The sequence below is a fragment of the Lacibacter sp. genome, from assembly GCF_035299325.1.
GTDB lineage: Bacteria > Bacteroidota > Bacteroidia > Chitinophagales > Chitinophagaceae > Lacibacter.
On the sequence record NZ_DATGWT010000007.1, the window covers coordinates 104,157 to 117,452 of the forward strand.

The following is a 13,296-nucleotide window of genomic DNA, read 5'->3' on the forward strand; positions in this document are numbered from 1 at the left end:
CTATGAAAGAAGTAGAAGTGCTGTTGGTGGAAGATAACCAGGGGGATGTTCTCCTCACAAGGGAGGCGTTTATAAACTGGAAGATCAGGAATAATATTGTTACGCTTATTGATGGGGAAGAGGCTATACGCTACCTTAACCGTCAACAACCCTATAGCGAAGTTGTTATGCCCGACCTTGTGATACTGGATATCAATCTTCCTAAAATTGATGGGAAGGAAGTGTTGAAGTTTATCAAATCATCTGACGAATTAAAACACCTGCCGGTTGTTATTTTCACATCTTCCTGTTACGAAGGTGATCTGCAGGAAATTGCAGAGTCAAATGCCGATCATTATTTACAGAAACCGGTAGAACTCAGCAGTTACTTTGATGCGATACGAAATATTCAGAATTTTTGGTTGAACAGTTTAAAATCAGGTACCAATGAAATATAACGGTTTGCATGTGCTTGTGGTGGATGATAATCCTGGTGATCAATTTCTTATTTCCGAGTTATTGGCTGAAACATATTTGCAGATATCTGCAACTGAAAAGGCAGTTTCTGTTAAAGATGCAATTACAATATTGAAGCAGAAGCCGGTTGATATTGTTTTACTTGACCTTTCCTTACCAGATTCACAAGGCATAGATACTTTTTTGCAGGTAAACAAATATGCTAAAAACATACCAGTTGTTATTTTATCAGGACTTAATGATCTTAATACTGCTACAGATGCCATTTCATTGGGAGCACAGGATTTTTTAATGAAAGGAGAGTTTAACGAAAAGCTTCTTGAGAAAACGATCCTCTACAGTATTGAACGTAAAAAAACATTACTGGAGTTAAGATTCAGCAATGAACGTTACGAATTTGTGAGTAAGGCCACCAATGACATGGTATGGGATTGGGATATTTTGAATAACAAAGTATATCGTAATGAAGAACAGTTTGTGAAAATACTGAAACTGCCGGCAGAATTGAGAAACGAAGACAACGTATTCTGGAATTCACGTATTCATCCCGAAGAGGGCGATCTGAAAGAGAAAATTCTTGGCAGACTTGAAAAAGATAAATCTGCTACTCATTTTGAAGAAGAGTATCGTTTTCTGCGGGGCGATGGTGAATATATTTATGTGGTTGATAAAGGGTATGCTGTACGAAATGAACAGGGTGAAGTAATAAGGGTAATTGGTTCACTACAGGACATTACTGAAAGTAAGAAGGCAGAGGCACAGCTAAGAGAGTCAGAAGAGAAATACAGGTTGTTCTTCAACAGTATTCCTGCCAGTATATTTATCTGGTGCCTTGATGATTTTAGTATTCTTGAAGTAAATGAAACCGCTTCTGAAAATTATGGTTACTCACGTAACGAGTTTTTAAACATGAGTATGCAGGATGTTAGAAAACCTGAGGACCGTAAGAACTTTGCAAGGTTTGCAAACGAAGCCAAAAATGAGTCTTTTACTTCTACAAGCAGGTTATGGAAGCATATTAATAAGGATGGTGAAGAAATGTATATGCAGATCGTTTCAAACAAAATTGAGTATAATAATCGCTCTGCTATTATGGCTATTGCCTCAAACGTAACAGAGAAAATAAAACTGGAACGCAAGCTTGAAGAAGAAAGGCAAAGAATGGAGCAGGAAATTACAAGGGCCGTTATCATTGCACAGGAAAAAGAAAGAGAAGAAATAGGTCGTGAACTGCATGATAATGTGAACCAGATATTAGCAAGTTCAAGACTATACCTTGGCCTGGTAAAAGATAAAGGTTCAGAGTATAGATCATTTATCGAGGAATCGGATGTACTTATCCATAGTGCCATACAGGAAATCAGGCATCTTTCTCATGCGTTAATACCACCTGCCATGCAGGACGCAGATCTTGAAAAATCCATCAACTCACTCATCAATATTGTGCAGGAAGGGAGTGGAATTATTGTATCGAAAGAAGTTTGTGTTATTGATAAGAGTGTAATGTCGGAGCAATTGAAATTAACCATCTATCGCATATTACAGGAGCAGGTAAATAATATTTTAAAATACGCCAAAGCATCAACCATGGAAATTCAGTTGCTGCAGTGTAATAATAAAATTTTGTTGCGGGTAAAGGATAACGGAATTGGTTTTGATCCTGAGCAAAAAACGGAAGGAGTTGGTTTAATGAATATTCGCACAAGGGCAGCGTTGCAAAAGGGCGAAGTAAAAATGATTACCTCTCCCGGCAAAGGATGCGAGCTGTTTGTTGAGTTTAACTTATCGTGCCAATAAAAAAACCCGGCTGCTGATGAGAGCAAAAGCCGGGCTTGTTCGTTTCCTTGCAACAGGAATCTTTGTTTTCAGGGGTAAGGACCATCAATCATCATTCTTAATCATCATCAAAACTTTCGAAACTCCATAGGTTTGGATCCGTTGTAGTGTCAGAGGCGTCAGGAAAATAAATTTTCCTTTGGCCACGATTTATTGTTCAGGTTTTTCAATAATCTTTTAATTGCTTTGATCGTACAAAGAGACGGTTTTTGCCTGCCACCTGCAATAGAATGCAACCCCATCTTAGGGTAATAAATCATGCAGTCGTGTTGTAGAGTAATGACTACATAGCTAATTTTTTCTTCAAGTGTTTAACCTGTTTGCTGAATTGCTTTAACAGGCATTAGTGAAAACCATTAGCTATTTCCGTGAAATAGCAGATGATGTTGTTTTTTTTACTTCAAAAAAGCCATTACGGATAGAAAATTACTATTTTGTACAAAGAAGAGCGAGGTAATAACGATCGATATAAATAAAACCCCGTTATCTCTTCATAATAAACCATCCTCCTATGAACATAAGCTAAAGCTCTTAATGTGGTGTTCACGCTGTTTTCCTGGATGGGTTTAATAAACATACATGTTGCAGTGAGAGCTTTAATTAATTAAACAATAAACACCCGCCAATTTAATGCTAAACCAGAAATGCCTGGAGTTGCCATGAATGTTGAAGTTATGCAGATGGTACAATCCATATTAGTGATCGAGGATAACGAGGGCGATTTCTTTTTACTAAAAGAAGTGCTTGAGTCGGGTGATTTAAAAGTAGGCGAGATCATCAACGTTTCTAACTTCGAACAGTTGCGTGAGAAAGCAGCCTCATTATCACCCTCACTTATTTTTCTTGATCTTGTTATGCCCGATAGTTACGGCTTGCCTGCACTGGCTGAGATCAAAGAACTTTTTCCTGCATCTCCTGTTATCATTATCAGCGGCCTGAGCGATCTGCAACTTGCGTTGGACGCATTGCAAAAAGGTGCTCAGGATTACCTGGTAAAGGGTGAGTTTGATGATACTATGCTTAACCGCAGTATTCAATACAGTATTGAGCGAAAGAAAAATGAACTTGCTGTTATTGAAAGTGAAAACCGTTTACGCACTATTCTTAATACCGATCCCGAATGTATTAAACTCATGGGCCGTAATTGCGAGTTGTATGAAATTAATAAGGCCGGAATGGAAATGATTGAGATCGATGACTTTGAAACTGTGAAAGGCAAATCAATACTTGCTGTTGTGGAGACTTCATACCAGGCACAGGCTGCAAAAATGGTGGCAGATGCATTTGAAGGTAAATCCGGCTTAATGGAGTTTGAAATGATCACACTAAAAGGAAGAAGACGTTGGTGCGAGATCAATATTGTTCCATACCTGAATGCAGAAGGAAAGATCATTCATGCATTAGGTGTAACACGTGATGTAACTGTAAGGAAAAAGAAGGAAGAAGAATTACGCAGCAGTGAAGATATCCGCAAGCTTATAATGGACTCGGCACTTGATGCTATTATTTGTGTAGACAGGAATGAGGTGATCTTTACCTGGAATCCCCAGGCTGAGGAAATTTTTGGCTGGAAAGAGCAGGAAGCAATCGGCAAAAAACTTTCATCACTGGTCATTCACAAACGTTATCATTCCAAACATCATAATGGTTTTGCTAATTACCAGGCAACCGGCAAAAGCCCGGTACTAAATAAAATAATGATCTTGCCGGCAGTGCGTTCAAATGGCGATGAGTTTATTGCTGAACTTGTGATCAGGGAAATTAAGAATGGTGATGATTATTTTTTGTGTACGTATGTGAGAGATGTTACAGAACGCATTCAGGCAGAAAAAGAATTAAAGCAATCGAACAGTAGGTTTCAACGCATCACGAGTACAACCAACGATGCTGTTTGGGAATGGAACCTTGAAAACAATACGCTTTGGTGCAATGAGATGCATCAGCAATTATACGGGTTAACAATGGAAGATCCTGTACCCGTAAAAGCAGAATGGGTTTCACGTATACATCCCGAAGACCGCTTCCGGATACTTAAGATGCAGGATGATGCATTGGCATCTGATACCAACGTGTTTATATCTGAATATCGTTTTCGTGCAGGGAAGGGAATTGGTTACAGATACATTTTTGATCGCTGTTATATTAACCGAAATACAGAAGGTGAACCCATACTTATGACAGGCAGTATGATGGATATTACCGAGCGTAAGCTTGCAGAGGAAAAAATCATTCATTCAAATGAGCGCTTTGAACTTATTGCTAAAACAACAAACGATGCTGTATGGGAAACCGATCTTGAAACCGGTGTATCATGGGGAAATGAAATGCACCAGATGATGTATGGCCTCACACTGGAAAATGAAATTCCAAATTTTGAAGATTGGGAAATGCATTTGCATCCCGATGACAGGGATTGGGTGGTGAAAAGTTTACATGAAGCGCTGGCATCAACAGATAATACATGGATCACCGAATACAGGTTCCTGAAATCTTCAGGCGAAATAGTTACTATTTATGACCGTACCTATATTGTTCGGAATAAGGAAGGTAAACCCGTGCGCATGATGGGTAGCATGATGGATATTACGGAGCGTAAAAAAGTTGAAGATGCGTTGTTGCAAAGTGAAGAGAAATATCGTACGCTGGTTGAGCAGGCAACTGATGGAATATTTATTGCTGACCATACCGGCAAATTTGTAATCGTTAATTCAGCTGCTGTTAAATTATCAAAATACACTGAGGAGGAATTAGCTAATCTCACTATCTATGATCTTGCTGATCCTGAAGAGATCAAAACAAACCCGTTCAGGTTCGAAGAAATGAAAAGCGAACAGGGTGCAAGAAGTGAACGTAAACTAAAACGTAAAGATGGTTCAATCCTGGATATTGAAATCAATGCAAAATTTTTGTCTGATGGCAGATTCCTTGCATTCATTCGGGATATCACTGAACGTAAGAAAGCAGAAGATGAATTGAACAGTTCATACAAAGCTATCAGAAAACTAACATCACACCTGCAAAATGCAAGGGAAGAAGAACGTACGCATATCGCCCGTGAAATACATGACGAGTTGGGGCAACAGTTGACCGTTTTAAAAATGGATGTATCATGGTTGAATAAAAAAATAAAGCAGCTCGAAAATCAACAGTTGAATGAGAAGGCGACAGAGATTGTACAGATGCTGAACGATACAGTAAATACAGTGCGTCGTATTTCATCTGACCTGCGGCCCGTTTTACTTGATGATCTGGGTTTGGCTGCTGCAATCGAATGGCATCTCATGGAGTTTGGGAAACGTTCAGGTATAAAAACTGAATTCTTTACACTTGAGTCAGCTATTGAAATTCCCCGTGCAATTGCTACGGGTCTTTTCAGAATTTACCAGGAAAGCATTACCAATATAGCCCGGCACTCAGAAGCAACAGAAGTGATGGTTGAGTTGTTTGTGGAAGATAAAGTAGTTACAATGGCGATTTCTGATAACGGGAAAGGATTTGATGTAACCAGTATTGGCCGAAAGAAAACATTAGGTGTATTAGGTATGCAGGAGCGTACGGTTATGATGGGAGGTACGTTCAGAATTAAACGCAACCCTGCGAAGGGGATGAAAGTAGAAGTACATGTGCCTGTTTTGCAGGATGAAGTACTTGATTTTTGATAAAACCTGTTTGAATAATACGAGGGGAGATGGTTAAACGAAAACAGAAAGGTAAATGAGTCGATTTGCACCCGATCTTGACTTGCAGCAAAGGCTGGTCAAAAGATCAATGATCATGTTAACGGTAATATTTGTCATCAGCCTGCTTTCATTTGCCGGCTGGATGTTTTCCGTTGAGTGGCTCAAACATCCGATTAGTGGATTGGTAGCCATGAACCCACTAACATCTCTATGTTTTATAGCATTGGTAACAGCTCTTCGGTTTAAGTTAAAACATAAAGATCAAAAACATAAACTGCAATTAGCCGATGCTGTCACTGTATTCGTTTTCCTGATTACTTTTTCAAAGCTTGTGGCAATTTTTGCCGGATGGGATTACTCGCTCGATCAGTTGTTGTTTGTAAACGAAACAAGTAACGATACCGTTGATGGATTTGTAAACACCATGGCACCAAACACTGCTTTGGGCTTCAGTTTATTGGCTGCCGGTATTTTACTTGTTAATAAGCCCGGGCATGTGTTCCAGGTTGCAGCGCAAGCCGCAACTGTTCTTACTTTAATGGTTGCACTCTTTTCCATACTTGGTTACATATTCGGTGCAAAAGAGTTTTACGAAGTGCAGAATTTTATACCCATGGCACTTAATTCAGGTATTTGTTTTTTTCTGCTTTCAATTGCAACATTATTCGCATATCCGGGTACGGGAATTATGCAGCAGTTAACAAGTAAATACAGCGGCAGTTATATTGCATGGAAATTGTTTGTACCGGCAATTATTCTGCCTGTGATGATCGGGTTGTTTCGTTTATGGGGGCAACGTTCAGGGTTGTACAATCTGGAATTCGGTTCTGCATTGTTTGTTACAAGCATGATTCTTTTTTTTCTCTCTCTTATTTGGGTGAATACGCTGTTGCTGAACCGGCGTGAACAAAGCCAGGAAGAAATTATTGCTGAGAAAAATTACCTGGCTGCTCTTGTGGAACAAACAAGCGATGCTATTTTGTCAACTGATTCCTACCTCAACATTATGAGCTGGAATAAAGGAGCAGAAGAGATATATGGTTATAAAAAAGAAGAGGTGATGGGTAAACCTTTAGGATCATTCCTGAAAAGTACATTCGACCCCGAAACTTCTGAAAAACTTTTAGCTGATCTTAATACCAGGGGTTACTATAATGCCGAGTATGTTTTTTTCAACAAACAGCAACAGCCAATTAGCGTTCAGGCATCTGTTACTGTACTAAAAAATCAGCAACAGGAAATTACAGGCTATGTTGCTGTACACCGGGATATTTCAGAACGTAAGCAGCTGGAAAAACAACTCAAGGAATTTAACAGTCAACTGGAGATACAGGTAAAAGAAAAAACAGCTGAGTTGCGGGATGTTTTTGAACGTATATCAGATGCGTTCATTGGGATTGACAATTATTACAATGTTGTATATGTAAACAAAAGGGCTGAATTATTATTTAATATCAGTTCTGCTAAGCTAACGAATACTTCTGTGTACAATCTTTTTTCAACCTCTGAAGGAGAAGTTGAAAGAGCAATCAAAGAAACGTTTATTTCAAGAGAGTATGTTTATCTTGAAACATGGCTGGCACAGTTTCAAAAATGGTTTGAGTTGAACATCTACCCATCAAACTCAGGTCTCTCGATTTATATCAGGGATATCACAATCAGGAAAAAGGCATTGCTGGAGTTAAATGCAAGTGAAGAAAAGTATCGCCTCTTTTTCGAAAACAGTATGGATGGTATTTTACTTACGGACGGGAAGGGACAAATCTTTTCAGCCAATAAAGCAGCTACTGAAATTTTCGGAATGACAGAAGAAGAAATATGCAGCGGAGGCAGAACCGCCATACTGGATGAAACTGACCCGAACTGGCCCAGGTTCTTTGATGCCCGGAATCGTTACGGTAAGGCACAAGGTGAGTTGCGTCATTTCAGGAAAGATGGCTCAACATTTTTAGCCGAGATCACATCCGTGAAATTCAAAAATGCTTCCGGCGAAGAACAAACAAACACGATCATTCGTGATATTACTGAACGGAAGCGTGCAGAAGAAGATCTGAATGAATCATATCAACAGATACGAAGATTAACAGCTTATCTGCAAAAAGTGCGTGAAGATGAACGGGCACATATTGCCCGTGAAATTCATGATGAATTGGGACAGCAGCTCACAGTCATGAAAATGGATATATCGTGGATGAAGAAAAAAATTAAAAATGGTGATATTGATGCTGTGCCAACAAAAATGGATGAACTTCAGGAAATATTAGATGGAACCGTTTCTTCTGTTCGTCGAATTGCAACAGATTTGCGGCCAAGTTTGCTTGATGATATAGGGCTTATTGCAGCAATCGAATGGGAGGTTGATATGTTTACAAAGCGAACGGGAATAAAAGTGAATCTGTCGAAACCTGATTCACCAATTGTTCTACCAAATGAATATGTAACCGGTTTGTTCCGTATTTTACAGGAGTCGCTCACCAATATCATTCGTCATGCTTCTGCAACTCAGGTAGATATACATTTGAAAAATCAGAACAATGAATTTATTTTGTACATTGAGGATAATGGCAACGGTTTCGACATGAAAACGGTTACCGGGAAAAAAACGCTCGGTTTGCTGGGGATGAAAGAACGGTCTGCTATGATGCAGGGCGTTTTTACCATCAACAGTCAGCCTCTTAAAGGAACAAAATTGGAAGTCCGGGTGCCATTAAGTTAATTGCAACCTAAATACCCCGAAACGGCGTTATGAAAAAAATTTTAATTGCAGACGATCATGCTATAGTAAGAAGAGGACTCAGACTTTTGCTGCTGGAAGAATATCCTTCGGCTGAAATTGGAGAGGCAGGCGATGCAGAAACGCTTGTGAATAAAATTATTCAGCAGGAATGGGACGTAGTGATATGCGACATCAGTATGCCTGGTCGCAGCGGGCTTGATGCGCTCTCGCAGATCAAACAGATCGCCCCCAAACTACCGGTGCTCATCATGAGTATGTATCCCGAAGATCAGTATGCCTTGCGTGTATTAAAAGCAGGTGCGGCCGGTTATCTTGGGAAAGAAACCATACATGATGATATTGTGAAGGCAATACAGACAGTGCAGCTGGGTAAAAAATTTATTACTCCCACTATAGCTGAGAAACTGGCGAAAGCTTTTGAAGTTGATACCACTGATCAACTCCACGAAAAACTATCTGACCGGGAATTTGATGTATTTAAAATGCTGGCAAGTGGCAAAGCTGTTAGCGAAATTGCCAACCAGTTTGCATTGAGTGTAACCACAGTTAGTACCTACCGCTCAAGGGTACTCGAAAAAATGGGCATGAAATCAAATGCAGATCTCACAAGGTATGCGCTGGAGAAAAAGCTGATTTGATTGATGTAGTCGTTATACTACCTGATACAGGTTGAAATTCTACAGTCGGACAGTGAAATCTCCTATAGTCCCGTCATTTTATCCTCGTTAAATTGCTGTTTAATTAATAGCCATTGAAACCATTGATTCTCATTGTTGACGATAATGTTAGCTATGTTGAACGGATGCTCTCCATCCTTTCGGAGGATTTTAATGCCGCAGCGTTTCATACAGCTACTAATTATGAAGATGCAACTGCTCTTATTAACGAGTTAAATCCGCAAATTGCGATGTTGGATATCAATCTGCCAGGCAAAAGCGGGATCGACATCCTCAATTTTATTAAACAAAGTAACAGCGATTGCCGGGTGATCATGATCACCAACCATGCGTTTGAAAGCTACCGGAAAAAATGCATGGATCTTGGAGCCGAACATTTCCTGGATAAGAGTGCCGATTTTGAGAAAATTTCGAGCATTCTCACAGAAATGCTGGCCCAGTCAAATTAAGCCTATTAAGTTCCCTGTCCCGCCGCCTGTTTTTGCTCAGGAATTTTTACATTTATTCATGGCAAAAGCAACGTCTCTTTTACTTTTATTGCTCATATGCATTGGTTCATATGCTCAGCAACCAACCGTAAATAGCGGAGAATTAAAGCGTATTACTGGCTTCACTTCTTCGTTTGTAGCGCCAAGAAATGTGGATGTTTGGCTGCCACCTGGTTATTCTCCAAAAACAAAATATGCTGTATTGTACATGCACGATGGGCAAATGCTCTACGACTCAACTGTTACATGGAACAAACAGGAATGGGGTGTGGATGAGACCATGACCAATTTACTCAAACGGAAAAAAATCAAAAACTGTATTGTAGTTGGAGTTTGGAATACAGGTGTTATGCGCCATGCGGATTATTTTCCGCAAAAACCTTTTTTGTCTTTACCAACAGCTCAACAGGATTCGATTTACAAAGCAACCCGAGGGGAGGGTTATGTTTTGTTTGCAGCACCCGTGCAATCGGATGCTTATCTTAAATTTCTTGTTACAGAACTGAAGCCGTTCATTGATAAAAATTTTTCTGTAAAAACTGATCGGGCCAATACATTCATTGCAGGTTCCAGTATGGGTGGATTGATTTCAATGTATGCTATCTGCGAATATCCCGATGTGTTTGGCGGAGCTGCCTGTTTAAGTACACATTGGCCGGGAATATTTGAAACAGCGAATAACCCGATACCTGGTGCTTTCATCAGCTATCTTCAAAAACATTTACCTGACCCATCTTCACACAAAATTTACTTTGACTACGGAACGGCTGGGCTTGATTCATTGTACAAACCATTTCAACTGCAAGCCGATGCAGTCATGCAGGTGAAGGGCTACACAGCTACAAATTGGTTGAGCAAAGAATTTACCGGAGAAGATCATTCTGAAAATGCCTGGCGCAGGCGTTTGAGTATTCCATTACTGTTTTTACTGAAAAAATAAAAACTGTTTAACGTAGCTGATACACTTCCATCCATCGTTCAAACAGATCTTTTTCCAATAAACGAAGCATTGAAGGGTCTTTACTGTAAGCAGTTCGTAATTGTTTCAACTGCTGTTCAATTATTTCTTTATCATTCGCTGCAGGAAGTATTGCAAGAAAAGGCCTTATGGTTGATTTACTATCAGATGGAACAGCATTCCATGCAAGCAACGCAGCGCTGCTGTCAGTCTTAAACAGCTGCTCCGTCAACAAAAAGGAGTTTTGATTATGGATGATAGTATCAATACTATCTCTGTTAATACGGATTTGCAATTTGTAAGGAATGTTTTTTTGTTCGGGTTTCCATTGCAGCGTAACAGGGAATGAAAAGATAAAGCTGCTGTCAACAGGTAACTGCATTGCCTTTTTTCCTCTGAAAACCACGGCTGTAACTTTCTGCTGTTCATCAGCATTTTCGTTCTGTAAAAACTTTTCAAACACATAACTGAAAAAGCCTGAGGAAAGCGAACTGATGTTTTCACTATTGAATAGCTGACTGATACGGTTGAATGTATAAATGCCGGGTTTATTCAGTAATAATGATTTGCCATCGTTCTGTACCAACATTACATCGGCTTGCGGCTGTAAAATAATCGTATGCGGGGCCATTAAAAACATACCACGTCTGGCTATTTCTTTTTTTCCATTTTCAACCCGCTGTACATTTTTGTTTACATGGTACAACAGGTATTTCTGGCCGGCACCGGCTTGTGCAAATGATTGTTGCAGCAGAAGCAGTATGAAAATTAATTTACGCATGTTTATTTGTTCCTAAAAAAGCCGAATGAAAAGGTATTTTCAATTTATGTCTCAGAAAGTTAAGCAAAGCTTCGTATAAATTTATGAAAGTTGGTAGTAAAACAAGACAAGCCAGCAATAAACCCGGGTCGAATTTTATGTTGAAATAAGTGTAGGTAAGTAAGGTGAGAAAAACTACCAGCAGACTGCCCACAAGTTGCAGCAATGTGCCAACGGAATTGAACCAGAGATCACCTTTAAAAAACAGGCCGCACATAATTGGCAATGTAAGCCAGATCAGAAAAAAAGAAAGAACGGCTGTTACCCACTTTGGTATTACCCTTATATGATCATTTTCCAAAACCATCCGGAGAATGTTTGCATGAATTACTGAGCCATACATATCAGGGTAACTGCGGCCTGATAACCGGGCATTAAGCGGAGTAAACAATTTGTCTTCATCGAGCTTGGCAGTGCCCCGCTGAGAAGGAATGCCTAGAAAGCCGAGTAAAATAATTTTATCTTTTAGTTGACTAACATCAAAGCCTGCATCCATCACTTCATCAAAATCAAAATAGTTGAAGTTGGCAAGATTGCCATAGTAATGAATTTCTTTTTGATTGTTTCGTTTGTGTTTTAACTGCTGATAAATGATAGGGTTGAATTTTTTAAGAATGGAACTAGTAAATGCTTCCTGCTCTTGATGAAATGGGTAATAGTAACGGATGGTTGAGAATTCAGCATGTTCACCTGCTACATTGATATAGCCATCTTTGGTTTTAGTAAAAAAACTGTCAGTATAAATTGATTCCTGTTGGTTTTCAAAATTGGCAGCATAACCAAGAACATAATTTCCATATTTAGATAATACTTGTTGCAGTAAACTGTCATCTTCATTTTTCCGTTGCGCAAAAATGATATCGAGAGCTACAACCTTGGGATCACCCTCCTGTATTTGCTGTAATAAAAAGGCAAGCTCCTTACGGCTTTTGTTTTCTACATTGATGAGTACAAGATTTTTGTTGTAGATCTTGTTTTTGTTTTGCACTTTATTGTAGTACAGATCGGTTAATGTAAAATCACGAAACGATTCAGTAAACGGATCGAAGATGGAAAAGTTAAGGATCAACAGTGATAATAACGACACGCAACCAAAAATAAACAGGTTGAGCAGTAAGTATTCACCAAAGAATTTTTTCATGAGCAGACTGATCTGTATGTAAACAAAGAAGGGTATAAACGATCGTTTATACCCTTGTACTTCTGACGGTTTTACTTATCGTTTCAGGTTTAAAGTAAACACACGGCTATCGTTGCAATAGCTGCTGTTGCTCCAATACAAAGATTTGTCAGTTGTTTCTGCATACCATTTTGTCCAGTTGCCAGGTACCCATACATCAATACGAACTGAAGTTGCGTATGGAGAAAGACGACCCTGGTAAATGCCTTCTACCCAAATGTCAACATAGTGACCGGTAAAATTATCGAAGTATGCGTAGCAATAACCACGGGTTTTCTTTTCACGTGGACCACCTTCAGGACCAGGGAGATCTTTCTTTTCTTTTACTTCCTGTGCAATTACAGCTACTTTCTTTTTAGGAGCAGCTTGTGCAGTTGCTTTGTTGCCAAATGCAACGGTTAAACCGATAATAGCGATCGTGAGGAACACTAACTTTTTCATACTGTTTGATTTTGTTGATTTGT

Annotated in this window: 10 protein-coding genes; 7 read left to right on the forward strand and 3 right to left on the reverse strand. The window is 39.3% G+C overall.

Translation table 11 applies throughout. From position 1 onward, the window contains the following. Positions 1–2: 2 nt before the first annotated feature. From VK159_RS06365 to VK159_RS06395, 7 genes are all read left to right on the forward strand, one after another. Positions 3–437, forward strand: a complete 435-nt coding sequence (locus tag VK159_RS06365; protein WP_324229299.1) for a response regulator — start codon at positions 3–5, stop codon at positions 435–437. Then, positions 427–2,253 carry a PAS domain S-box protein gene (locus VK159_RS06370; protein ID WP_324229300.1) on the forward strand — a complete coding sequence of 609 codons (1,827 nt, stop codon included), beginning with the start codon at positions 427–429 and terminating at the stop codon, positions 2,251–2,253. Before VK159_RS06365 ends, VK159_RS06370 begins: the two co-directional genes overlap by 11 nt. Before the next feature lie 683 nt (positions 2,254–2,936). After that, positions 2,937–5,951 carry a PAS domain S-box protein gene (locus VK159_RS06375; RefSeq protein ID WP_324229301.1) on the forward strand — a complete coding sequence of 1,005 codons (3,015 nt, stop codon included), beginning with the start codon at positions 2,937–2,939 and terminating at the stop codon, positions 5,949–5,951. 55 nt (positions 5,952–6,006) lie between these two features. After that, entirely contained in the window at positions 6,007–8,688 is a 2,682-nt protein-coding gene (locus tag VK159_RS06380) for a PAS domain S-box protein (RefSeq protein WP_324229302.1), read from the forward strand. 29 nt (positions 8,689–8,717) lie between these two features. After that, positions 8,718–9,347: a response regulator gene (locus VK159_RS06385; RefSeq protein WP_182804201.1), complete on the forward strand. Its 630-nt coding sequence runs from the start codon at positions 8,718–8,720 to the stop codon at positions 9,345–9,347. Positions 9,348–9,460: 113 nt separating this feature from the next. Further along, positions 9,461–9,835 carry a response regulator transcription factor gene (locus tag VK159_RS06390; RefSeq protein WP_324229303.1) on the forward strand — a complete coding sequence of 125 codons (375 nt, stop codon included), beginning with the start codon at positions 9,461–9,463 and terminating at the stop codon, positions 9,833–9,835. 58 nt (positions 9,836–9,893) lie between these two features. Continuing rightward, positions 9,894–10,814, forward strand: coding sequence for an alpha/beta hydrolase (locus tag VK159_RS06395; RefSeq protein WP_324229304.1), 921 nt, complete (start codon positions 9,894–9,896; stop codon positions 10,812–10,814). Positions 10,815–10,821: 7 nt separating this feature from the next. Here VK159_RS06395 and VK159_RS06400 read toward each other — a convergent pair whose 3' ends face one another. From VK159_RS06400 to VK159_RS06410, 3 genes are all read right to left on the reverse strand, one after another. Then, on the reverse strand, positions 10,822–11,613 hold the full coding sequence (locus VK159_RS06400) for a hypothetical protein (protein ID WP_324229305.1): 792 nt from the start codon (positions 11,611–11,613) through the stop codon (positions 10,822–10,824). Then, positions 11,606–12,793 carry a CHASE2 domain-containing protein gene (locus VK159_RS06405; protein WP_324229306.1) on the reverse strand — a complete coding sequence of 396 codons (1,188 nt, stop codon included), beginning with the start codon at positions 12,791–12,793 and terminating at the stop codon, positions 11,606–11,608. Before VK159_RS06405 ends, VK159_RS06400 begins: the two co-directional genes overlap by 8 nt. A 75-nt stretch (positions 12,794–12,868) precedes the next feature. After that, positions 12,869–13,273 (reverse strand): hypothetical protein, encoded by a 405-nt coding sequence (locus VK159_RS06410; protein WP_324229307.1) that lies wholly within the window; start codon positions 13,271–13,273, stop codon positions 12,869–12,871. Positions 13,274–13,296 lie beyond the last annotated feature (23 nt).